The following is a 26,461-nucleotide window of genomic DNA, read 5'->3' as shown; positions in this document are numbered from 1 at the left end:
CAACCGAATTAAACGTTTAATAACAGTTATTCCCTTGTGATCTAGTAATTTTGTATAGAATTAATTTTTAAAACTATGATAGTTAGAGACAAAAAGCATATCGTTCAGATGCTTTTTATTTGGAAAGGATCAGTACTTAAAAAAATTGCCCCCACGCTATTGGCCATTTTTCTCTTTTCTTGGTTGGTCTATTGGAGTCATTATTTTTTTCCAGATATCATCATACCATTAAATGTGGGAGCTTTTACCTTAGTTGGGATATCATTAGCGATTTTCTTGGGTTTTTGCAACAGTGCGGCATATGATCGCTATTGGGAAGGGCGTAAGCAATGGGGAAGTTTGGTGATCCACAGTCGCTCATTGGCTTTTCAGTTGTTGCATTATATTGAAGAAGATGAAACCTGTACAAAGGAGGAAAAACAAAAAGCCATTCGCCTGATTATTGCTTTTTGTTATGCGTTGAATAAGCAATTGAGAAACAAGACCGATTATGAAATTGTTCGATCATATGTAACAGAAGAGCTGTATCAAGAAATGCTAACCAAACGTTTTAAGCCAGCTTTTTTACTGAGTGAATTGACAAAATGGGTCAACCTACAACATAGAGGAGGTCGAATAGACTCGATTACCCAAGCGCGTATTGATCAAAACCTTGAGCAATTGTCTATCATTCTTGGTGCTTGTGAGCGAATTGTTCATACGAAGATCCCCTTTGTCTACTTTGTTATTTTACATCGAACCGTTTATGTATATAGTTTCTTACTGCCCTTTGGCTTAGTTGATCTCATTGTGTGGACCATGCCGTTTTTCGTAACTTTTGTCGCCTATACTTTTATTGCATTAGATGCCGTAGTGGATGAAATTGCAGAACCTTTTGGCGAAGAAGAAAACGATTTAGCCTTGGATCAAATGTGTAGTACTATTGCTTATTCACTCTCCGAAGTTTCGGATTTACCACTACCTGTATTGGTGCTACCAAATGAGGATTATATAGTCAAATAGTCGTTTTTAGTTATACTATAAAAAAGCACGCGTAAAATGCGTGCTTTTTTTGTGAATTATTCATGATTTGGGTATTTCTCTCCTATATGTAACTTTAATAAAACTCTTCTTATTAAGAAAAAATTAACAATGTAAAGTAAAAAAAAAGTGCTTTGTCTGCATTATTTTTTTTGTCTCGTAAATTATTTTTGCTTAGTTTTTATCTAATGATATATGAGTGACTTTGAAGTAAATTCATTTTATGAGTTAATAATACACGATTTAGTGAATCGCGGTTACTCCGTGGTAGATTGCTTTTTCACGGAAAAGGAAATAGACTTATTGCGCGCTAACTTTTTCATGAAGCAAGATCTGCAAGTATTTAAAAAGGCGGCAATTGGTCAGGCCAGTGAAGAGCAAATCGTAGAGGAGGTGAGAGGTGATTTCATTTTGTGGCTCAACGAGCAAACACCTGATGAGGTCGAGGCAATGTACTTCCAAAAGATGAATGAGTTCATCGCTTATGTCAATCGCACTTGTTTTTTGGGAATCAAAGAAGGGGAGTTTCATTATGCAAGCTATCCAGTAGGTACGGGATATCAACGTCACCTAGATGTGTTTCACAAAGATACGCGTCGAACGCTGTCTGTGGTTTTGTACTTAAACGAAAAGGATTGGACACCCGCCAATGGGGGAGAACTCGTACTCTATTTACCCGATGAAAACGGAAATGAACGAGAAGAAATTGTATATGCATTGCCTGGACGATTGGTGATTTTTGATAGTAAATCCATCGAACACGAGGTTCGAACCGTTAATAAACCTCGTTATAGTATCACGGGATGGTTGAAAACAAGATAAGGAAGTTAGGGAAACCTAACTTTTTTTTATGGACATAGTTTAGAGAGGTTTTGATTATTGGAACCTCTTTTCCTCTTCTCTCCAAAATAAACTTCAACTGATAAATGCTAATTTAATTCGCGAATATCGATTTATTTTGAAATTGTCTGGTTATAAAGTGATTGTTCAGTAGTCACTAATGATGTTCTTTGTCATTTTTTGGTTAAAAAAATATAGGTTTACTTTTTTTTTGCGACTATTGGTTTGTTAATTGTTTATGTGTTTTCTTGTTTTTAGTGTTTTAATAATGTTTAATTAACTGTATTTTTTTGTTTATAACCTCTTTGTCTGTTAATTATATTGTTTTAATGTATTTTAATTCACTTAATTCTGTTTTTGATTAAAAATCACTATACTTGTTTATGGATTAAATGATTTTTAATACGGTATTGTCTGTTAATTTTGTTTTTTAGTTATAATTAATTTCTAATTTCACTATTTTTATTTGATTACTTAAATAAATTGTTTTTTGTATTTCTTTAATTTAATTAAATATTAACTAAAACAAAGTCTTTTAATTTGTATAGATACAGTACTAGAAATGAATTGAGTTCACAAAAAGAAATCCAATGTTTAGTAGTATTTCAATCGACGTGCCTAAACAGAAGCTAAAGAGATCATCTTTTTTAAAAGAGATAATCAGTTAGCTTACTCAAGTACATAAAAACAAGCTTAAGATGAAAACTTTACTCTCCTTACTCGTCCTTTTTTGCGGTTTCATTTGCTTTGGACAAAAAAAATTTAATGATGTGCATCAACCCATTTGGGTGAAAGGTGTGTCAACAACAGAAGTAGACTTTGGCTTCAATTACAATACGCGCATTCCCTTTTCTAGTGAGCTTCCAATATTGAATAAGAAATTCAAATCTTCTTCCTATACCTATGTTTTTTACGTGCTCAAAAGTAGCAAAGAAGGAGAAAAGCTTTTTTCTATTTTTGACACTGCAGGTTTACACAGCTTTTATACGGATGTGATTAAATCTAACATAGAGGTCAACGTCGACTTGTCTTATCTTCATCACGGGGCATTGGTCAATTTTAATTTTCCCAATGTGGAGTACAAAAACAAGAATGACAAAGGTATTTTCTACTTGGACAATACCTATGATAAAGCTACAACAGCTTTGTACGAAGTTTTGGTCTGCAGTGATTGTGCGGATTCCTTTTTACGTGATAAAATTGAAACCTATTTAGCGATAAAGTACGGAATTACCTTAGCGAATACTAACAAATATTGGAGTAGTTCAGGAGTAAAAGTATGGGATTCTCAACTGAATTCTTCTTTTAATAACCATATTATAGGCTTGGCGAAAGATTCCTATTTTGGTTTAACACAAGTGGCTACTTCCAGTAATGAAGAGGAGGATGTTGTCTTAAAAAAATCAGAGGATCAAGTAGAACTACTAGATCAAAGCTATCTCTTAGTTGGAGACAATGGCGGCGCAAAAGCGTTTGACAACCAAAATAATCGCTTTAAACGACAATGGCTCGTACAGAACAAAGGAGAACACGATATGCTTGTTGATTTTACTGTAGCTGTTACACCCGAAAAAGACATCGAATATTATTTGTATACATCGGCTGGGAGTGAGTTTGCGTATGATCAAGGGGATACGCTGCAATTGAATTTTAAAAATATAGCCGTAAATAGACAAACGGATATGTATTGGTCTATCGGACGTGTTCAACCTTTAAGTATAGAAATCCAACAAGATAGTACGGGAATAAATCGTTCCTATCGCTTGTTGACCCATGGTGAGGCAGAACCTCCTTTTTCTATTCAAGCAGTTGATTTAGTTACCCAAGAACAGCATTTTTTCATCACAGAGAACACCTCTTTTACTTTGGAGGGATTACCAACTTCTACTTATTCCTTTCAGGTGAATGATAGCCAGCAGCAACAAGCTACCCTTGCATCTATTGCTTTAGATTTTGGGCAGTCTGATTTAATTGTTATGCCTACAACATGGGCGTTGAATGGGCGAGAAATGCTCGTTATTCAACCCCAACTCAAACAAACAGATCTCCTTTACGGTTATCGATGGTTTTTAGGAGATAAGATTATTTCTACAGCTCCTGTTTTGCGCGTGAATTACCCTGGTAGCTTTACGTTGGAAATGACCGATCAACGCGGAAAATATCAACGTTTTGGTTTTACGGTCGACAAGCAAAAGGCAACATCTAGTTCTTTGGATGAACAGTGGCTCGTTAGTCCAAATCCGGTGAAGGCCGGTGAAGAATTCAAGGTGCACTACTTCTTTGAATCCGATAAATACGTTGATTTTTATATCTATACTCTAGAAGGGAAATTTATAAAACGTGAGAAACACGGCCTGATTGCAGGGGGAACCTATACCTATCGCTTGGCTGGAAAAACAACCTATTTATTGGTTTCTATCATCAACAGCAAAACATCCATTCAAAAATTAATTGTCAAATAAGCTACTACTATGATACCATTTTTTAAACGTTACCAAAAAGAGATTGCTGCAGTTATTTTAGTTAGTTTATTTCAAAGTTTTGTTTTTGAGGTTTTTGTTGCTTATGCCAATCCATTGCCTCAGCAACAAGTTGCCTATTTATATCCACCAGTGTTGGATGGGGAAGAATATGAACGTATCAATCAACAGTATAGTACAGTAAATAGTACAACGGAAAATAATTTCGATCAGAAAGAGCAAGTAGTAGATTCTTATGAGATTGATCTAGCGGATGCGATGGCTATGGAAGAAGCTTCTAAACAAGCTGAAATAAGTCAAGCAACAGGCACAGCTTCACCCACGGTTCATTCAAAAGACAATGAATCCGCTACCTTATATACCGCTGATCTTGTGTATGGTGTCATTGGAGTGGACGAAACGGTGCCATATGACAACCCAGAGGATAATGTATTCCGTGTAAACATTACGGAAGCCATAGATGCGCAGGCAACGTATGTTTTGTCTTATGAATTATATGGGGCATCGAGTGCTGCGGAAGTGGCCAAGAGTATTAATACAACAACCAGTGTGGGCGGATATTTAAAAAGTAAGACCACCACTTGGACGCGAGTAGAAGAATACCTATCAGCCTCAAATTTAAAACAGGGAATAAATACAGTGCTATTTACAGCTGATCAACGAGCTGGATCGCAATACTTGGTTCGTCATTTACAAATTGAAAAACGCGTTGCAGCAGATGCAACAGCTCTACTTCAACTCAATACAACAGTGCGCGATAGTATCACAGGAAAAGTATATGTATCGGGGATTGTTTCGTCGAATTTGAGCGAGAACGAATCTGAATTGTATATCTCTGGAAAGCGTATTCCCATTACCCATCGTCGTTTTGAGTATATAGAAAATAGTTCACCAGAGGTAGTTACGCCACTGGTTGTGGAGTTAAAAAAAGAGGATCAACTGCTAGAGAAGCAAACGGTAGTTTTGTCGGAATCAAAAGCGCTTCCTGAAGTAAAGGAATTAACGACGCCTTTTCAACGCTATGAATTTGATGTTCAAAAAGCAAAAGAAGTTCGCGAGATTACAGCAAGTAGAGCGGGTATCCTTTTACCCGAAGGTAGTAGTAAAGCCGACTTTACCTTGTCTATCCAAGAATTAAGACCTAGTGATTACGCACCAACGGGTATGGCGATGATCAATGTGACGGCCAACAAGAGTGCTTATCGCTTTTTACCAGATGGAATTCAATTTGAACAAGAGGTAACCTTGCTGTTACCTTACGATGTTGCAGCGTTACCTCGAGGATATAGCGCCAAAGATATTCAGGTTTTTTACTTTGATACCCAGATGAAACAATGGGAAAAGGTTAAGGTGATTGATGTCTTGGAAGAAAGCCAACAAGTTGTTGCTGTCACTACGCATTTTACGGATTACTTAGCGGGTGTTATTCAAGAACCCGAGAGTCCTGAAGGAGAAGCTTTCGCTCCGACGACGCTGAATGGAATACAAGCAGTGAATCCCACCGAAAATATCCCGATGATTAGCGTACCACAGATTAACGATAGAGGAGATGCGGCGCTGACTTTTCCTTTGATGTTACCTCAAGGGAGACAGGGGGTAACACCTGATATTTCTGTAAATTACAACAGTGGTTCTGATGAGGGAGATTTTGGATTGGGATGGAGTTTATCCGTTCCAACAATTTCGATTGATACCCGCTGGGGAGTGCCTTTATATGATACAGCCAAAGAAACAGAATCCTATCTACTGAATGGAGAAGAATTGCTGTTGGTCAAAGCAGATCGTACTTTATATGTACCCCATAAAGATCCTCTGATTAATAGAGTGTCTAATGCTGTGTTTCAAAAAGCACAACACAATCCTAATCTAGAAATCAAACGTTTAGGGCCAGTAAATAATTATACTTGGCAAGTAATTGATCATACCACAGGATGGATATATCTGTATGATCTTTATTCAAAAGGAAAATGGTATTTGACTAGAGTTAAAGATCCTTTTGAAAACTTTATGCAATATTATTATGAAAGGAACTCAAATGGTGATTACCAGTTAGGTAAGATTATTTATAATCGACATCCTTCAGTGGATTTAACGGTTAATAACATTCCTCAAACTACATCAATTATTCAGCCTAGAGTAGCTTTAGATAGTCATGTTTTTATTATCGATGTATTTAGAAAAAAAACCATTGATTTACCAGCCGGTACTCGAATAGATATTAAAACAAATAATCGCTTTGGAGAAGAATCTAAAAGTGTTGATTTGATAGATCGTATTGTGGTAAGGACAGAACCTATAGCAACATCTATTAATGTAGGTAATGAGAATATTTCGATTGGGTACGCTTTTAATGAATATAAATTTTTGTATAAAAAGGGGCAATTTGGTCGAAGTTTATTATACAAGATTGTCAATACTAATAGCAATAATAATTATGAAGTTTCCAATAACAATTACATACCAAATATTCAAGAGTATAATTTAGATTATTATGATGATATTGGCAGCGGTCCTTTATTTGAGAGTGCTGGGCAAACAATTAATACATATAAAGACTATGCAACTGAATATGATAGTTTTGGAGTTAATATTTCTGCTTTAGGAGGTTCAGAAGGAAAATCGACGAATTTTAATGGAGGAGGTTCTGCGGGAATTGTTACACCCATATTTCCAAACTCTTGGTTACCTTTTAGTCGGGCTGCCACATTAGGAGGGAATTTTGGAGGAGGATCCTCTAATACTGAAATTAAGGTAATGATGACGGATATTGATGGAGATGGATTACCAGATAAAGTGTTTAAAGATAGTAATAAATTCTACTACAGAAAAAATCTGGGAACTGCGTTTTCAACAGAGATCTATCCCATCAAGGATCTCCCTAATTTGAGTTATTCTAGAGGAGAAAATAGTGATGAATCTTTTAGTTTGAATATATTTGTTGGGAATATTACTCGATCAAATTCAAAGAGTTCATCTAAAACGTCTTCATATATGACTGATGTCAATGCTGATGGATTGTTAGATATAGTGGATAATGAACGAGTTTATTTTGGGTACATAGATCCTCAAACCAAGGCTCCTTCCTATAGTTTAGACAGTTCTATAACTCCTGTTATTGTATTAAAAGAAGAGGATGTAGCGCCTATTTTAAATCCAGAACCGCAAGTGGATTTAACTAACGGTCCTATGGATATGGTGATGGTATGGCGTGCACCTAAACCAGGACAAGTAAAAGTAACGGGAACGATTAGTAAACAACACGTAGGGTTAGAAAATGGAGTAAAATTTTCAATTGAGCGATTGAATGCGTCAAATGAGATGGGAACAGCTAGTTTTATACTTGGTCCTAACTTAATGTTATCAACTAGTGAAACCCACAATCATACTTTAACTGTTGAAAAAGGAGATCTGTTGTTTTTTCGTACCCATACCAACCAAATTCCCCAAGAGGAATTAGGCGTTTCATGGAATCCAAAAGTTGAATATATTGGAGTAAATCCAGACCCGATACTTACATCTTCTAGACATACCTCTACTTATCGAGAAAGCTTTATTGTAGGGACCAACCAAGAGCATGTGTTTGATAAAAAAGGGAAATATCGCCTAGAATGGCCAAGTTTTGATATTCATGAACGAGACCGAATAACGATTCAGGTTTCTTACTTTAAAAAGGGGAGTACTGCTGGCGGAAATTTACCTATTATTGGTAATAATGTATTGATTTATAATAAGGCTAGTGGTATCAACAATACCACAACGATGACCTCTCCCAATCAAGTTTTAGATATGAGTTCAATTACTTCTGTACCTAGTAGTTTTCACTACATAAAGGTAGAAGTACAAAGTGATTCTGAAATTAATTGGAAAGCAATTGATAATGTGTTTAAACCCAAATTAGTTTCATTAGATTCTAGTAACCCTGATATCTATTTAATCCCTTATTATACCAATTACAGTAAAGTGCACACTAGTAATACTCCTTTGCAATATATAGCAACAGGACCTCGTGTTACAGTAACAATTAATAATAACTTTTCTATTCCTGGTTGTACAAGCGCAGTATGTGAAAATCGCTATATTTATTTAGTTGCTCGCTATGATACGGGACAGATTATGTCGTTGGTTAGTAATAGCAATCCAAATGAATTTAGAGGTTATGTAAAGTTTCGTTATAAGTTTAATGCAGCTGGAGTTATTGTTCAAAAACAACGTTTGAATGCAAATTATATTTATGAGAATTTAGATAATTCTTATTCGTTTACGTTAAGTCCCAGTATTGGAGAAAAATATTTCTTTGAATATTATACCACAGAGCATGAAATAGGTAAATTATTAGATGATTACCAAGGGTATAGTGGATCAAATCCACCCCCATTTTTAATTAAAGCTACCTCGAGTGGAAATCCTTCTACCTACATGGCAGGTGTTGACACGAATGGAAAAGTAAAAGCAAATATTTATACTTCGGAATCAACGATAGCGTGGGGACCCATGTTTAGAAATTGGGGACAGTTTGCATACAAGGGGGCTGATGTTGGACAAGCGTATCAACCTATTGTAGGCAAAAATATTCAATTTTTTAATAATACCTCTAATACAACAAGTTCGGGAGCAACGGCTCAAGATGTTCTAAATGATCCAAATCTTACGTTAGATCAGGCAGAGTTGGAGATGGATGAGATTCAAGATTTAGGAGGTAATATGTCAGAATATTTTGCTATGCTGTTACCTAATAAACAGTTGAATCGTTGGGAAAGCCACGAGCATTTGTATGTTTCATCTTCGATCATAAGCCCTTATACTCGATTTTTGACTGATGATATTCCCGATTTACGCCCTCCTACGGTACCAGTGGGTAACTTTGGAGCAGTAGGAATTAATAAATACTCCTATTTTAAAAATAATACAACAAATAAGTCACTAGGCTTTTTAGGATTGAGTTTTGGACGTGCAAAGACAGATGGATCAAGTGAGCTGTTGAATGAATTTATGGATATTAATGGTGATGGATTTCCAGATATTATCGGTGAACGCATCCAAATAACAGCCAAGCGAGGAGGGCTGTCAAGTCGCATTGTACAAGCTGATTTTACTGTTAGGAGTTCTATTAGTGGTTCAGGTACTTTAGCAGGAGGTGGAAATGCAGGTATGTCAGGAAGTCCAAAATTGGGTGATAGGGCAACTAGAGCAGCAAACTTTATGGCTAATTTGAATACAAAAATTGGAAATCAAGCCAGTGGAGCACTTAATGGGAGTAAGTTTACAACAAACAATACTGCTAATCGCTTTTATGTAGATATAAATGGCGATGGATTGATTGATATTGTTCAAAGTAATGGAAAAGTGTTGCTAAATTATGGAGGAGTTTTTAGAGAAAGTACAATCTGGCAAAGCTTACCGCTACAAAAGAGTAAAAGCGAAACTATCGGAGGTAGCGGTAATGGAGCGTCAAGTTTAGGTTTTTCGAGTCAATCAAACCTAGATATATCTGCTGGATTGAGTATTTCTTCAAGTACATCCAAAGATGAGATAACTTACCTGGATTTAAATGGTGATGGATTGCCAGAAAAAATTCAAAGTGGAAAATATTATATCAATACAGGTATAGGATTTGAAACTACTGGATATAATTTACCAGGAAGTCAAACTCAAAAATCGATCGAAGCTGGACTAAATGGTAATGTAACTGTCTGTGTCTATTTTCCCCTACCTTTTATTTTAACCGGACCTAAATTCTGTGCTTCTGTTGGGGCAGCAACAGGGCGAAATGTTTCAAGCGAAGAAAGTCGCTATATGGATTTTGACGGTGATGGATTTGTTGACTATGTTACCTCTACTAAAAATGAGAGTATTACGGTTTATAAATCGCGTATTAAACGCACCAATTTATTGAAAGCGGTTACCCAAACAACAGGAGCAAAGATCGAGTTAGACTACGATATCGTTAATCCTATTGACCAGTCGCCGATTGGATCAACCTATAAAATGCCGTATAAGAAATGGGCACTAACTAAGGTAGCCGTTTACGATGGTTTTGAAGGTGATGGACAAAATACAACCCGATATGCGTATGAGTATTTTAATGGGTATAAGGATCGAAAAGAACGAAACTTTTTTGGTTTTGGAAAAACCCAAGCGCACCTTTTAAATACGGATGGGGTTCCCTTTCGCACGGAAGTAACAGAGTATCTTCTGAATGGAATGAATGATTATGAATTATACCAACCAGGTACGAGTTCGGGATTAAAACAGTATCTCTATAAAAAAGGATTACCCAAAAAGACCTATACCTTAGACAAGAGAAAAAGACTGTTAACGGAAACAACGTTTGATTATAAGTTTTACGATACTCGCTTGTTAACGGCTGATGTGAATACTGCGACTACTTCTTCAGCAGAAGTGGGTACATTTACGGAGAAATTATCCGTTTTGCCATTAGTAACAAGTATGCTGACTAAAAACTGGACCTATCAAGAGGAAACAGGAACAACAGCTCTAATGAATCAAACGCAACAAAAGTTTGAGTTGTATGATAAAATGGGGAATGTCAAAAAATATGTGGATGTTGATCGTGGGGTAACGATGGATATCACCTATAATTTGGGCATTAGAACGCTACCTATTAGTCATAAGGTAAGTTTAACAGTTGGTGGACAGCAATTGCGATTAACAAATGCCAGCGTAACAACAAATGGGGTACAGTATAGCGAGGTTAAAAAATATTCTTCTTCTTCAACATTTAGTTCAATTAAGTATGAATATGATCTTTTTGGTAATTTGACGAAGAAAACACTACCAGGTGGGTTTGTATATAAATATAACTATAGTTTAACAAGTACTACTGGTACAAGTGCAAATGAAGCAAATTATTTTAGAATTTATCCAGGTGTTATTACAGATCCTTTTGGAAATATAACAACAGTTTATCATAGTGCTTTTGGGCAACCTGTTCTTGTAAGGGATGTTTATGGAGAAGAAATGCGTTATAAATACGATCCTTTTAATCGTCTATTAGAAGCGAAAGGTCCTTATGAAACAGATTGGACCATCAAAAACACCTATGTAAGCAATCGCAAGGCTATTACACAGCATAATTTAGGTAATGGAAATATATTGCATACGAGCATGTTAACGGATGGTTTAGGACGTCTGATTCAAGTGAAAAAACAATTAGCAAATGACGAAGGTTATCTCGGTTGCGGTGGACGAACACCTGCACTTCGCTTGGCGGTATCAGGTAGAACAAAATACGATGAATTTGGACGTGTGGTAGAAAACTATCTGTCTGAAGAGGAGTTGTATTGCGATCCACTTCGACCACAACAAACCTTAGCGTCGATTTTAACAACATATTATCAAACAACGGATTTAGAGGAACGCAAAATTATGACCACGTATGATGATCAAGATCGCGTTTTGGATCAAAAAGTGTTTGGTACTGATGCTACAACTAAAACAAGTTATGGCTTTACAGGAGATCTAATGACGCAAAAAGTGGTGTTACCTCAAGGAAATACGACAATTAGTTATTTTAATAAATTAGGACAAAAAACAAAAACAGAACAAGTAAGCGGTATTGAGCGTCTTGCAACACAATTTATCTATGACCCTTTGGGACAAGTGAAACAAGTGACTAATGCAATGAATCACTTTACCAAATACGAGTACGATTTATTGGGAAGAGTAACGAAAAAGGATGCTTCAGCTTCAGGTGTTACTCTATTTACGTATGACGATTTAGGGCAGATTACACAAAAGAAAGATGCCAATAATCGCATCGTCAATTATCGATATAGTTTTAATCGATTAGTTGAGATCATTGGACAAGACATCAATGCTACCTTTAGGTATGAACGAGGTGGACGTCTTGAACTAATGATTGACGGAACAGGAAACCATGCATTCAAGTATGGGAAATTGGGAGAAGTTGTTGAAGAGAGTAAGTACATTCCGGATCAACGTGGAGTTGATCATTATTTCAAAACAAAATACAAATACGATTCTTGGGGACGACTGTTGGAAATGGTGTATCCCGATCGAGAAAAAGTGTTTTACCACTATAACAGTGTGGGACAGTTAGTTCGCATTGTCAATGATAGTAATCAAGAATATTTAAGTGAGGTGAAATACAATCATTTTGATCAACCTTATTATATGAGATACGGAAATAGGGTAGAATTAAAGCAAGAATTTGATTATGTTGAACGCTTGCGTGTCGCTCAGTTGTCATCGCCTTCTTTAAGTAGTCTAAGTGTTGTTGCACGTAATGTTTATGGATATGATAAGAACAATAATGTCACTTCGATGTACAATAATTATAGTCAACATGATCGAATAAAAGTAGGAGGAACGTATCAGAAAGTTTATACCTATGATAAGTTTAATCGATTAGCTAAAGCAGTAGGTAAATGGGATGGTTTGGTAGAGGAACACCAGTATAATTTGACTATGAAATACAATAAGGACCATTCTATTGCTCAAAAGATGCAGGCACATAGTGTATATGATAAAAACACGCACCAAACAAATTCTACAGAAAATGCCTTAAGTAGAGATTACACGTATGATAATGCTTTACCTCAAGTAAAACGTATTGTGGGAAGAGATACTTCAGGGGGAAGAATTGGTCAATCTTTTGAATATGAGCCTGGTGGAAATTTATTGACAATTACTTCAAATGGTAATATTAGAAATGTATTGACCTATACTAGTCGAAAATTTCAATGGGATGCAAATAATAATATCACATTAATTGACGATGATGGACGAGTTCAAAATCGTTATCTCTATGACGGAAAAGGTGAACGCGTAAGAAAAATTATTAGCAGTAATAGTGGTCTAAGTATTAACGGAGGAGTTAATGCTGTAGGGACTTATGGAACAAATGAAATTATATATCCAAGTGGCTATCTTGTTTATACAGATAACATGTATACTAAACATTACTATGCAAACTCGAAACGTATCGCCTCTCGTATTGGTAAATCAGATGATGTAGGAGGATTTAGAGCAGAAAATTACAATACTGTCAATGTATCTCCACATATGAGTCCAGCTGGGCGAATGAGTACTATGGGAGTAAATGAACCGCTTGGAATAAATGAGACCGGAGTTACCGATACTTCCCAAATGTCAGAGGCTATTTGTAAAAATCAAGTAGAATTTTTACTAAATTCGCTTTATAATACACCAGAAAAACTCTATTGTAGACAACAAATATTGAGTATTGTTGATAAAAGTAAGACATTAGGATCTAGGTGTATTCAAAGAGATGTTAATGGAAATTGTATGGTCTTCGAACTATACGTTACAGGTACAAATTATTGCAAGGCATTAGAACAAATTAATGCTCAAGGATGTGTTCAATTAACTGAAGACGGTTTGGTAATTGATCCTGAAACAGGTTATGTCTATGATCCATTGACAGGAATACCGCTCGATCCTATTACAAGAGAGCCCATAGATTTAGGGAATGTTACAGGTCCGATTAATCGTTTGGAATTGGATTGTTACAATAACTTTCTTGAATTTATCGAGTATTATTATGATAGGGAGGAGAAACCACCAGGTTATGACTTGTTGTTGCAATACTATTACTGTATGACTTGTAGATTGTTAGGTTGTAAAGAATGTTATAGTTTACCAGGCATTCGACTGCCAGGAACTGAAGGAGAAGTAATAGAAGATTGGATCTTAGGTGAATCTGGATTTTATATCAATTTCTGTGAATTAGTCATTCCACCAATTGTTAGGGAAGATCCAGAAACACCAGAAGAACCTGTGTTTCCTCCTGTTGTATTACCACCGGCTATTGGAGATACGTGGACTGATAACCCACCACCAGGTACAAACCCACCACTAACAGTAGATCCAGGGGATGTAGTAACTCCTATTTGGTGGTACCATAGTGATCATTTGGGCAGTACTTCGTATATTACAGACTTAAAAGGTAAACCTGTTCAATATATTGAATACTTACCGTTTGGGGAGGTGATGGTGGAACAAAGCACCAACAATATTTTGGAGAATGTGTACAAGTTCAACGGAAAAGAAATTGATCCTCAAACAGGGTATTACTACTATGGAGCAAGGTATTATGATCCGGGAACAAGTATATTTTTGAGTGTGGACCCGTTGGCGGAGAAATATCCGAATATAAATCCTTATACGTATGTTGCTAATAATCCTATTAATGCAATTGATCCTGATGGGAGAAAGATTATATATGTGATTCGAGGTAATAAGGGGAACGATCAAGTGTTTACTTATAGAAATGGAGCATTTTATGATAGCAAGAACAAGATATTTACACCAGATGCAAAAAAACAATCAACGATGTATAGAGCACTACAAGGGTTTAAAGAAGTCTTACGTTCAAAAGATAAAACCTTAATTGCTCAGTTTAGATATATTGAACAGAATAAATCAAATAATTATATCGAACAAGGGAAGGATAATTCCGTTGAGAGTTTAGATGGTTTATCTGCTATAGGTTTTTCTTCAGATACGAGAACAACATTTAATTTTGATGTAACAAAAAAAACTGCTTTTGAAATTATAGCGCATGAATTTCGACATATTTTAGATCATAATATAGGAAATATGCGCGATAATAAGCGCGATAATACAGCAGATGATCCTTCTGAAATACGAGCAGTTTATAATGAAAATTTGGCGAATGAAGTAATAGGAAATGAGCCTCGTACTACTTATGGTAAAGACACGATAGATCCAGAACTTTTAAAGAATCCACCAAATAATAAACAAATTTATAATGAGGATAAAAAATAATATAATAGTTCTCAGTATTTCAGTAATATTAAATTCTTGTATTGGTACTGAAACAAAACAAAACAATGCAGCATTTGTAAATGTATTGTGTCAAAATAATAAAGTTGAAAGTACCAAAAGTAGTCAAGAAGCTTTTATAATCTTAGTTAGATGTAATGATGATATTTTTTTGACAAGACTAAATTTATTGAATTTAACATATGAAAAATATTATAAAAAGGAGTTTTTATATTGCCAATATATTGCCAATGTAATCAAAGAAAAAAACTTTATAAGTAAAGAATTATTAGAAGATATTTCTTTTGGAAATAAGTTTTCATTGGACTTGCTGGTGGAAAGCGAGTATAAATTAAATGGTTTAGAATATTTAAAAAATAAATATTTTGAAAGTAATATATGGAGAAATAGTAACGAGATTTATTTAAAGACAGGTTTAGAAGAAAACACTCAATTTACAGTGTTGTATTTATGTTTTATAAATAATTATTTTATTGTTTTTGATGGGGATGGTTTTATTGCTAGTAATACGATTCAAAACTTAGAAATATGAAAAAAAAAATATTTGGAATACTTCTTATAGCTTCATTGCTTTTTTTGACGTGGTTGATTAACGATAAATGGTCAATCAACAATAGTGCGAAAAATAATTTATTTTTAAATGAAATATGTAAAAACACGGATTTTTCTACGGTTAATAGATATGAGTCTCTTATAATAATAGTAATGAAGAAAGATTATTTGTATCTGTGTAAATTAAGACAGATTTATTCTGTCTATGAAAGAGACTATGCGAGAAAAATTTCATATTGTGATTTTCTATATCAAGTACAATACGATGATCTTCTACCTAATTTTTTAATTAATGAAATATCATTTAATCAAAGAGTCAAGATTGATTTAAATATTAAACAGGAATATAATGAAAATGGATTAGATTTTATTAAAAGAAAATATTGTGTTGAAATTAAGAAAGACAAGGAGTATATCTTGAATCAAAAAATGCAGTTTAATGAAAGTAGGATTTTTACTTTAATGTATTATTTTTTTTGCAATGGTTTTTATAATAGTATTGGTTCTCAAGATGGTGAAGTTCTGTTTTTTAAAATAAAATAAGTATGAATAAAAATTAGGATTTAATTTACTGTTTATATGATCGTACCGACTTAACTTCGTTCAATCCCGATCGCATGTACTTGCACCTTAAATCCCGATCGCGCGGATTTAACTTCGTTCAATTCGGTTAAAGTCTCGGGTGCAGTCCGTGTGCCTAAATTATAAAAGATCAAAAACCCACTGTCTTTAGTGGGTTTTGTTTTATAAAACAGCTTGTAATTTTCTTTAGTTGTTCTTTTCCAACCAAATAAACCTTATTTTTATATGGACAGTTGGTCTTGTAAATCCAAGGTTGAGTTCGCGCGAGCAAAAGAAGGAGTAGATGTGGTTGAGTGTGGACCCATTGGCGGAGAAGATGCCAAGTTGGAATCCTTATGCGTATACGTTTAATAATCCAATTCGTTTTACAGATCCAACGGGAATGATAGGAGAGGATGTGATAACTACAGTATCGAATACGAGGGGGGATTCACATTACAGGCAAAGAGATGTGAATATGAGTATTACGTTAACAATCGTTAATTCGGAAAATGTAGATTTGTCTACAACGATGTTTAACAAATCGAGTGGAACAGTTGTACTTTCTTCATTATCTGGAAATGCACAAATGCATCATACAGGAATTGATATGATGATTTCAGATAATTTGTTAGTATCAGTTAACTATCAAGTTGTAAATTCATTAAATGATGTTAGAGAAAATGATCATGTTATGATGTTGGTTGGAAGTATCCCCAAGGCTAATGGAAGTAATCTAGATCGAGAGGGGTTAGGTCAATTGGGAGGAAGAATAAGCGCAGTTGAGATAGGAACTATAAAAAAAGGGACATTTAATGAAGTATCAACACATGAAATAGGGCATAATTTAGGTCTTGAACACAGGAAAGGTGGATTGATGAATGAAACTGTTAATGGTTCGTTGAGGACTGATTTTAAAGAGCGTGGAAAAATTATCGGAGGTTCATATGGACCATTAGGAGCCAAAGATGGGAATGGAGTATATAAACAATCTATTCTATCCAAAGACAACTATAAAGAGAATATAAAAAAACAGGTTAATAGTTTTATAGATTCAAACAAAATAAATTAAAATGAATATAATAAATAAAGGATTTTTCTGTATATCTGTATTATTGTTGCTGTTTTCTTGTGAATCAAAAAAAATAGTAAGGATTGATTTTCATTATTATACGGCTGATATACCTGAGAGTTGGAATGAAATTTATATTGAGAGTATAGATTCTCAAGTTAATGCTTTGCTAACTGCAAATGGTGATACAGTATATTTTGATTTTGGAAGATACTCACAAAATTTTGATGAAACTATTAAAGTTTTTAGTAATGAACAGATCAAGAAGTATGATTCTTTAGGGATGAGTTTAGAAGGCTTGTATTTTTCAAATACTCCTGAAGTAGATCAAATGCAAGGAGTTTTTTTAGATAGTTATTATTATTATTATGATACTATTAATAATACTATAGCAAAAATAAAAATCCCTAAAAGATTAAATAAAGGAGGGGAAGTAGGCGCTTATTTTCAAACATTAGGAGAAAATAGTTTAACTATTGTTGCTAAAGATTTGACTGTTGATGAGCAGTTTGATTTAATTAAAGTTTTTGAAAGTATTAGATTTAAATGATTTTATTCATAAAAAGTACTTACTCCGCGACCCCGATCGCGCGGATTTAACTTCGTTCAGTTCGGCTGAAGCCTCGGGTGCAATCCGTGCGCATAAATAAAACGAAAAAAACCGTTAGTCGAAAGATTAGCGGGTTTTGTTTATAAAATAGCCTGTAATCTTCTTAAGTAGGTATTTTCCAACCAAATAAACCTTATTTTTATAGGGGCAGTTGGTTTTGTAAAGCCAAGGTTGAGTTCGCGCGAGCAAAAGAAGGAGTAGATGTGGTTGAGTGTGGACCCGTTGGCGGAGAAATATCCGAATATAAATCCTTATACGTATGTGGCTAATAATCCTATTAATGCAATTGATCCTGATGGAAGAGAGATAGTAATAGTGCATAGAAATTCGTCACTAAAATATGAAAATGGAAAGTTGTACAATGAGAATGGCTCTAGGTATACAGGGAGAGTGAGCGGGTTTTTACAGAAAACACTTAATGCATTAGGAAAAATATCTCAAAGTGGCGAAGGTTTAAATATGATAACAACTCTCGAATCATCAAATAATACTTTTAAAATAAAGGAGGGTAGTAGTCAATTTAATGAGTCAAATAGATATAAAGCTTATGCAAATCAAATAGAAACAGATCCCCAACAAAGTAGAGTAAAAGATTTGGGATTAGATCTTGATGGAGGATCTGGTGGAGTTATTCAATGGAATACTTCGGGTATTCCTATACAAACAAAAGATGGGATGAAACGAGATGCTGTTATTGATTTGGCACATGAAATGTTTCATGCGTTAGATGCAAATAATGGTATGCTAGATGATAGAAGAGAATCTGGAGTTAAACGCAGTGAATGGCAAGCCACGTATAGAGAAAATATCCTAAGAAAAGAATTAGGTAAGCCTTTAAGAACTAATTATAGACACAGCATTGATGAAAATGGTATTAAAAGAGGTATAGAGCCTTCTATGTTAGATTCTTCAAATAAAAATGTAAAACCAGTCTGGTATTAGTGGTTATGAAAAAAGTAATTTTATTTTTGTTTTTTTTATTCTTTTCTTGTAATTCGAATAAAGGATTTGTAGATGTAAAGTATAAAGGATATTTTAAAATGATGTCAAATAAAGAATACATTTATAGATATTCTTTGAATAAAGGATTTGTTATTAGAGAAACTCAAGGTGATGAATGGCGGCAAATAGAATATATTTATGACGATAATTCAATATTTTACATTAGTAATGAAGATGATAATATGTCCCTTAATTACGAAAATATTAAATCAACTAAAGAGATCTCTGATCAAGCATCAATAGCTTTTTTTGAGAAAGATACAATTACACTCTACGGAGTAGATAATGATGGTAAATTTTGGAAAAATAAATATGATGGAGAAATAAACATAGGTTATTTAAATGCCTCTGATGATCGAAAAGAAGAATTTGAAAAGGTTATTTCTACTTTGATTCGTTATTCTTATTAAATTTATCCCCCACACCCGACCCCGATGGCGCGGATTTGCACCTTAAATCCGCATATAAATTATAAAAACAACTCCGATCGCGCGGACTTGCAGTCCGTGCGTCTAATTATAAAAGAAGAAAAACCCCGATCGCACGGATTTAACTTCGTTCAATTCGGCTGAAGCCTCGGGTGCAGTTCGTGCGCATAAATAAAAAACGAAAAACTCGTTAGTCGAAAGATTAACGGGTTTTGCTTTATAAAATAGCTTGAATTTTTCTTTAGTTTTTCTTTTCCAACCAAATAAACCTTATTTTTATATGGACAGTTGGTTTTGTAAATCCAAGGTTGCACAACGCGAGCAAAAGAAGGAGTAGATGTGGTTGAATGTGGATCAGTTGGCGGAGAAGTATCCAGGAATTAATCCTTATGTATTTGTAGCAAATAATCCAATTATGTTTATAGATGATGATGGTAGAGATTATCGTGTTTTTTTTAATTCAGCAACAAAAACAGTTACAATTAAAGCAACGTATTATGCTTTAGGAAAAGATATGGAATCTGCACAAAAGGCAATTGAGTATTGGAATAATCAAAGTGGACAGTTCAGTTATATTGTAGGCAAAAAAGAAAATTCTGTGAGTTATACTGTGAATTTTGAACTTTCCGCTATTGAAGTAGATGTTGATCCACAATTAGGAGAAAGAGGATCTTTAAATAATGCACTTAAACAAGATTCTTCAGGAGGGGCTAATTTGTATACCGTTGATAATACAGGCTTAGATCCAAATACCAACGGAACAACAATAGGAGGAAATTACATAAAGGTTAAAGATACACAAGCTGATGCAGATACAGGAAGTCATGAAGTTGGACATAGTTTAGGTTTAAAACATAATAGAAAAGGTTTAATGACTCCTGCTTCGATAGATTCAAGTAGATCTTCCAATATAAATTCTAATGATATTTCAGATATGATTCAATATCCTGCTAAAGGTAAAGTTAATTCGGAAAGAAATAGTGAAGGAAATATTATGAGGGCAGGTAGAGGAACAATCAATAATGATACAAACTTTAGAATGAAAGATATTAAAAATGGTAAAGCACAATAATATATGAGAAAATTTATTTTACTATTGATCTCTTTATATCTTTTTGTTTCATGTAAAAGCATAAAAGATAAAGTTGATTTTGATTATGTTGGAGAATCAAATTATGAAAATTTCTATTTGGTAGATACTATTAAGATAGTAAAACCTATTTTAATTAGTTCTAAAAAATTTGGTGGGAAATACATCGTTTCTGAACAAACATTAGAAAAATATGATGAAACAATTAAATTTTTTAATAGATCAGACGTTTTTATTTATGGTGATGATCTGTATCGAATTCTACCTTTAAAAAGGTATAAAGATTTTAAGTATCCGAAATATGAAGACTGTGATAAATTTGAATTTAGTTATTTAATCAATAATGAATTGTCCGTCTATAAATTAAAGACTGAATCCGATTTATTTTTATTGGGATTGATTAATTCAAATTATTATTATCAGAAACACAATGGTTTTCATAACAATATTACTAACTATTTAGAGACAGACTATAAAAGAGTCTATTATAAAATTGTTTTCCCTTATTGTAAGTAGAAAATAAACACTTCCCGAAACCCCCGATCGCGCGGATTTAACTTCGTTCAATTCGGCTAAAGCCACGAGTAAAGTCCGTGTGTCTAAATTATAAAAAACTAAAACCCGCTGTCTTTCGATTAGCGGGTTTTGTTTTTATAAAATAGCATTTACTTTTCTTTAGTTGTTCTTTTCCAACCAAATAAACCTTATTTTTATATGGAAGTTGGTCTTGTAAATCCAAGGTTGAGTTCGCGCGAGCAAAAGAAGGAGTAGATGTGGTTGAGTGTGGACCCGTTGGCGGAACAATTCCCTGGATGGAATCCGTACCATTATGTACATAATAACCCGATTAATTTAGTTGATCCTACGGGGATGAGTGCAGAAATGTTAGATGGGCCAGGTGATGAATTTAAAAGTAGAGATTCAGCAGCTAATGATTTTGGAGAGTATTATAATGGAACGTCTATAATTAAGAATAAAGAGATTTCTTCAACTATTTATTCATATGAAAGAGAAGGTGAAACTTATTATAGTTATAGTGATGGATATATTGGAAAAGAAGCAAAGACAAAAACAGGAGGAAATGGAAATCCAGAAGGAACTACAAAAGAAGCTTTGATTCATACCCATGGAGGGTATGATAAATATTATAAAAATAATGAGTTTTCAAATAAAGATAAATGGAATGCATATGATGATAAGGTTGACTCATATGTAGCAACACCAGACGGATCATTATTAAAATATGACTATAAAACTACAGAAGTAAGTGTTATCAGTACTAGTTTACAAAGTGATCCTAAAGATCCTATGAGAAAAAATAACAATCAGCCAAAGTTAGACCTAAACAGTAGAACTGAGATAGCTACCCAAAGGAAGGAAATGCGTAAAAATAGTTTTCAGTATTTTGGTTTTTAATCTAAATAAATTATGATGAAAAATAGTGTGTTAATAGTATTGGTTTTACTAATATTTGCATGTAATAAGACTATGCAGACTTCAAATGATCATGATACTAGAGATACTTTGAGGATTTTTGAAGTGACTGAAATACCTTTAGATTATGATAATTTTGATGGAATTGATAAGACCGAGGGATATGTTCCTAATGCAGATATAGCTGTTCAAATTGCAGAGTCAATTCTTTTTAATATTTATAAAAAGGAATTAATTATTGAGCAACGACCATATAATGTGTTTTTTAAAAATAATTCTGTTTGGTGTGTAGAAGGCAATTTGTCTAAAGAAATGGACGGAGGGGTTTTTTATATTGAAATACGTAAAAGTGACGGAGCCATTTTGAAAGTTCTACATACTAAATGACAAATAACGAACACGATTACACGGATTTAACTTCAAGCCCTTCGACTGAAGCCTCTGGTGCAGTCCGTGCGTATAAATTATAGAATACAAAACCCGTTAGTCGAAAGATCAGCGGGTTTTGTATTATAAAATAGGTTGTAATTTTCTTAAGTAGGTATTTTCCAAACAAATAAACCTTATTTTTATATAGACAGTTGGTTTTGTAAAACCAAGGTTGAGTTCGCGCGAGCAAAAGAAGGAGTAGATGTGGTTGAGTGTGGATCCGTTAGCGGAAGAGTTCCCAGGATGGACACCGTATCATTATGTACACAATAACCCGATTAATTTGATTGATCCTACGGGGATGAGTGCAGTTGATGGAGATTATTATGATAAACAAGGGAATTGGTTGTTTAATGATGGAATAGATGATAATAAAGTTTATGAGGTAAGTCCGATGCCCGGAATTGCACCTGGAATCGATGGATCGGGAGCAAATAAAATTGAATATAAAGGACAAGTTGAAGATGTGTTTGTTACAGGAGATGCAGCTACTGACAATAAGATTCAAAGTTTGCACCCTGCTATTAGAATGAAAGCAACTAATTTTATGAAAGAAGCGAATAGTGAATCTAAAAATACATTGATACGTATTGCTCAGGGAATAAGAACCTTTGATGAACAAAATGATTTATATGCTAAAGGGAGAACAACAGAAGGATCGAAAGTTACTAATGCTAAAGGAGGATATAGTAATCATAATTTTGGATTAGCTTTTGATATAGTTGGAATTACTAATGGTAAAGTAGATTATGATTTAGACTGGAATAGTTTGTCTACGATGGGAAAATCACATGGTTTTGAGTGGGGAGGAGACTGGAAAAAATTTAAAGACAAGCCTCACTTTCAGAATATGTTTGGAAATTCAATACAATCTTTGAGAAATAAGTATAATTCAGGAAACAGAGAAAATGGATATGTTAAATTTTAAAATTATATGAAAGATAGTCTCTTATTAAGTTTTGTAATTTTATTTTTATTAGGATGTGGAAAATTAAACGATAAGCGAAACGTAAAAATACAAACAGAAAAGAATGGAATAGATACTTTAAATGTTGTCCAACAGATAGAAAAGTATAAAGTAATAGTAGAAGCTTCAAAAATGCAATTGAATAACTTTCAACGCGATGTGTATGAGTCTTCAGAAGGAGGCGTTGCAAAAGCTTATTACAAAGGAGAGGATACATTAAAAAAAGAAATCGTTTATTATGGGGAAGGAGGAAAGAAAACAGTTGATATCTATCAAAAGGATGGAAAATTTATTTTAATAGAGGATAAAGATATAGTTTACAAAGACCCAATATATGTAAATAGCGATGTTAAAGTTAGTGATAGTACGTTGAATGTTTTTTATTTAGATAGTAAACAAAAATTGATTTTTTGGCTTAAAAACGGCAAAAAAGTTCCAACATCAAAATATAAAATAAAAGAAGAAGAAATACCTTTAGATTATGATTAACGAAAGTGAATTATAGTTTTTAAACATCCGATCGCGTGGATTTAACCTCGTTCAATTCGGCTGAAGCCTCGGGTGCAGTCCGTGCGCATAAATTATAGAATACGAAACCCGTTAGTCTTTTGATCAGCGGGTTTTGTAATTTATAAAATAGCTTGTAATTTTCTTTAGTCGTTCTTTTTCAACCAAATAAACCTTACTTTTATATGGACAGTTGGTTTTGTAAATCCAAGGTTGAGTTCGCGCGAGCAAAAGAAGGAGTAAATGTGGTTGAGTGTGGATCCGTTGGCGGAAGAGTTCCCAGGATGGACACCGTATCATTATGTACACAATAACCCGATTAATTTAGTGGATCCTACGGGGATGGTTGCACAAAATCCAGGAGAAGGAGATCCTCAAAAACAACCACAACAAAAACCGCAGAAAGTATTAAATGTAAAAATATACGGAGTAGATAAAAGTATATATTATTATGGAAAACCATGGAACCTAGGTACAGGAGGCTTCAATTTTTATAGTGAAACAGGAACACGTGGGGATTTATCCTTATTACAAGGAAACTCAGGAGAAGGAGAATCAATTGATGTAGATTTCGCATTTAGTTTAGCAAGTTATTCAACAGGTTATGCTAGTGGAAGTACATATAAAACAATGAAAGAAGGTGCTGAATTTATTAAAAATCTACTAGAATTGGTTACTAAAGGGAAAGATATAAAAGATAAAGTTGCGAAGGCTATTGGATCGGATACACCTAAAACAGAGATAATCCAAAGTGATTTAGTTACAATTAAAACTCGAAAGTTTGAAACAGTTTATCCTGATTGGTATACCGATGGATACATAAAGGGTAAAGATGTAGATACAACAGTAGTAAGAGGAAAAGAAAACTCAGTACGAAATTGGGCGAAATTAGATTCAGTCTTTAAGACAAATAGTCTTGAGAGTTATAAAAATAGCTTTAAAAACAAAGAATAATGATAAAAAATAATTTTATTGGTTTATTTGGTGTATTATGTATATTTCTAATGCTTTTTTCGTGTGGAAAAAATACAAAAAAAAGTAATATTATAAAAAATAACAAACAGAGTTCATTAACGTTAGAAATAGAATATAATATAGAATTTCCTGATACAGTTCATATAAATAAAGCTTATAGTGGAAGTATCAGTTACACAAGTATTTTCGATACTATAACCACGGATTTTGGAAATGAAGAAAAGTATAGGTATGTTATATTTAGAAGTTTAGTATCTGATAGTATTGATTATGATGTTGCTTATTTGAGTACAATTGTGAAAGATACTTTTGGAGCAGTTACAAACAAAATTATTCCACTGAAAGATATCAGTTTTCATAAAAAAGGGATCTTTTATATTGATGGAATCATAGAGGATACAGCTATTATTAATTTGCATAAAAAAAATGAAAAAGGTGAAGATTTAGAAAGATGGTTAATAAAAGAATTTAGAGCTACAAAAAAAGTAGTTGTAATTGACAAAGAATAAACCCCGATGGCGCGGATTTGCACCTTAAACCCGATCGCGCGGATTTAACTTCGTTCAATTCGGCTAAAGCCTTAGGCTTAGGATGAGTTTGAAGAGGAGAGTATTTATGAAATGTAGAAGGCACAGACTGCAACTATAAATCAACATTATTGGAATTAAATGACGAAACCCTTGTATTTTAAATCTCATACAGCAAATTTTAAGTATTTTTGTTAATTACAGACAAGTGAACAACATCTTTTGTCTTTTAAAAAATAAACTATGTTTGATTTTCGGTTAAAGGTTTTTTATACAGTAGCAAAAAGGGAGAGCTTTACAAAAGCAGCCAAAGAGCTATTGATTTCCCAACCCGCTGTATCTAAACATATACGAGAGATCGAATCTCACTATCAGACTAAGCTGTTTGTACGCGATGGAATTACAATTCGCTTAACCGAATCCGGACAACTGCTATATACCTATGCAGAAGATATTTTTTCTACCTATCGCAATTTAGAGTTCGATATGCAGGCGCTAAATGCAAAAATGGGAGGCAATTTGCGCATAGGAGCAAGTACTACTGTGTCTCAATATGTTTTACCCCCACTTTTAGCCGAATTTAGAGGAAAAGTACACGATATACACCTCGACATCCTTTCCGAAAATTCAGCCGTAATCGAACAGTTATTGCTCAGTAAAACGATTGATGTCGGAATTGTAGAAGGATGCTCTAAAAACCCTCAAATTAAGTATATCGATTTCATTGATGACGAGATTGTCCTAGTATGTCGTGCTGAGAATCCGAAGTTTAAAACAGGATTGATTGAACCACACGAATTGAAAGATTATTCCTTTTTGTTAAGAGAAACCGGATCAGGTACCCTAGATGTCATCGAGAGCAATTTGAATCAAGTGGGAATCTCGCTCAATCAATTGCGTAATGAAATGAATTTTTCAAGCACAGAAAGTATTAAGATGTACTTGAAGCACTCCGATAGTTTTGCCTTTCTTTCGATTCACGCCATTCTCAAAGAATTGAAATATAATGAATTAGTTGTGGTGGACATCAACGGACTGGATATTCGTCGAAAATTTAGCATTGTACAACGACAAGGGCAGGAGAGTGCCTTGGTAGAATTGTTTATTCGATTTATTAAATCATATAACTTAAAGTTATAGCCGATAACTATTATGTAT

The 26,461-nt window shown here is 34.0% G+C and carries 19 protein-coding genes; all 19 read left to right on the top strand.

The genetic code is table 11. The annotated features are described in order from the left end of the window. The first annotated feature begins 75 nt into the window (after positions 1–75). Positions 76–1,002, top strand: coding sequence for a bestrophin family protein (locus H4K33_RS14565; protein WP_182650268.1), 927 nt, complete (start codon positions 76–78; stop codon positions 1,000–1,002). A 213-nt stretch (positions 1,003–1,215) separates the two neighbouring features. After that, on the top strand, positions 1,216–1,842 hold the full coding sequence (locus tag H4K33_RS14560; protein WP_182650265.1) for a 2OG-Fe(II) oxygenase: 627 nt from the start codon (positions 1,216–1,218) through the stop codon (positions 1,840–1,842). A gap of 716 nt (positions 1,843–2,558) precedes the next feature. Beyond that, positions 2,559–4,322, top strand: a complete 1,764-nt coding sequence (locus H4K33_RS14555; RefSeq protein WP_182650263.1) for a hypothetical protein — start codon at positions 2,559–2,561, stop codon at positions 4,320–4,322. A 9-nt stretch (positions 4,323–4,331) separates the two neighbouring features. Further along, a complete protein-coding gene (locus tag H4K33_RS14550; protein WP_182650261.1) occupies positions 4,332–15,131 on the top strand; it encodes an RHS repeat-associated core domain-containing protein in 10,800 nt (3,599 codons plus the stop codon). Next, positions 15,115–15,681, top strand: coding sequence for a hypothetical protein (locus H4K33_RS14545; protein WP_182650259.1), 567 nt, complete (start codon positions 15,115–15,117; stop codon positions 15,679–15,681). The genes H4K33_RS14550 and H4K33_RS14545 overlap by 17 nt, the downstream gene beginning before the upstream one ends. After that, complete coding sequence (locus H4K33_RS14540; RefSeq protein ID WP_182650256.1) at positions 15,678–16,244, top strand: hypothetical protein; 567 nt, start codon at positions 15,678–15,680, stop codon at positions 16,242–16,244. The genes H4K33_RS14545 and H4K33_RS14540 overlap by 4 nt, the downstream gene beginning before the upstream one ends. A gap of 322 nt (positions 16,245–16,566) precedes the next feature. Beyond that, positions 16,567–17,334: a zinc-dependent metalloprotease family protein gene (locus tag H4K33_RS14535; protein WP_182650254.1), complete on the top strand. Its 768-nt coding sequence runs from the start codon at positions 16,567–16,569 to the stop codon at positions 17,332–17,334. Between the two features lies 1 nt (position 17,335). Continuing rightward, positions 17,336–17,884, top strand: coding sequence for a hypothetical protein (locus tag H4K33_RS14530; protein WP_182650252.1), 549 nt, complete (start codon positions 17,336–17,338; stop codon positions 17,882–17,884). A 321-nt stretch (positions 17,885–18,205) separates the two neighbouring features. Next, a complete protein-coding gene (locus H4K33_RS16615; RefSeq protein ID WP_370576681.1) occupies positions 18,206–18,886 on the top strand; it encodes a M91 family zinc metallopeptidase in 681 nt (226 codons plus the stop codon). A gap of 5 nt (positions 18,887–18,891) precedes the next feature. After that, positions 18,892–19,356, top strand: coding sequence for a hypothetical protein (locus tag H4K33_RS14520; protein WP_182650250.1), 465 nt, complete (start codon positions 18,892–18,894; stop codon positions 19,354–19,356). Positions 19,357–19,711: 355 nt separating this feature from the next. Further along, a complete protein-coding gene (locus H4K33_RS14515) occupies positions 19,712–20,446 on the top strand; it encodes a hypothetical protein (protein ID WP_182650248.1) in 735 nt (244 codons plus the stop codon). Between the two features lie 3 nt (positions 20,447–20,449). Next, the gene (locus H4K33_RS14510; protein WP_182650246.1) at positions 20,450–20,980 is read left to right on the top strand and encodes a hypothetical protein; all 531 of its coding nucleotides are present in this window, start codon (positions 20,450–20,452) and stop codon (positions 20,978–20,980) included. A gap of 255 nt (positions 20,981–21,235) precedes the next feature. Then, positions 21,236–21,880: a DUF4329 domain-containing protein gene (locus tag H4K33_RS16610; RefSeq protein WP_255493765.1), complete on the top strand. Its 645-nt coding sequence runs from the start codon at positions 21,236–21,238 to the stop codon at positions 21,878–21,880. A 12-nt stretch (positions 21,881–21,892) separates the two neighbouring features. Next, the gene (locus H4K33_RS14500; protein ID WP_182650244.1) at positions 21,893–22,285 is read left to right on the top strand and encodes a YbbC/YhhH family protein; all 393 of its coding nucleotides are present in this window, start codon (positions 21,893–21,895) and stop codon (positions 22,283–22,285) included. A gap of 244 nt (positions 22,286–22,529) precedes the next feature. After that, a complete protein-coding gene (locus tag H4K33_RS14495) occupies positions 22,530–23,255 on the top strand; it encodes a M15 family metallopeptidase (RefSeq protein ID WP_255493764.1) in 726 nt (241 codons plus the stop codon). A 6-nt stretch (positions 23,256–23,261) separates the two neighbouring features. After that, the gene (locus H4K33_RS14490; RefSeq protein WP_182650242.1) at positions 23,262–23,783 is read left to right on the top strand and encodes a hypothetical protein; all 522 of its coding nucleotides are present in this window, start codon (positions 23,262–23,264) and stop codon (positions 23,781–23,783) included. 261 nt (positions 23,784–24,044) lie between these two features. Then, positions 24,045–24,755, top strand: coding sequence for a hypothetical protein (locus H4K33_RS16605; RefSeq protein ID WP_255493763.1), 711 nt, complete (start codon positions 24,045–24,047; stop codon positions 24,753–24,755). Continuing rightward, positions 24,755–25,285, top strand: coding sequence for a hypothetical protein (locus H4K33_RS14480; RefSeq protein ID WP_182650239.1), 531 nt, complete (start codon positions 24,755–24,757; stop codon positions 25,283–25,285). The genes H4K33_RS16605 and H4K33_RS14480 overlap by 1 nt, the downstream gene beginning before the upstream one ends. A gap of 261 nt (positions 25,286–25,546) precedes the next feature. Next, a complete protein-coding gene (locus tag H4K33_RS14475; protein WP_182650237.1) occupies positions 25,547–26,443 on the top strand; it encodes a LysR family transcriptional regulator in 897 nt (298 codons plus the stop codon). Positions 26,444–26,461 lie beyond the last annotated feature (18 nt).

It is taken from the genome of Myroides sp. WP-1, assembly GCF_014145635.1.
Lineage (GTDB): Bacteria > Bacteroidota > Bacteroidia > Flavobacteriales > Flavobacteriaceae > Flavobacterium.
This window is presented reverse-complemented; position numbering and strand designations above follow the sequence as displayed.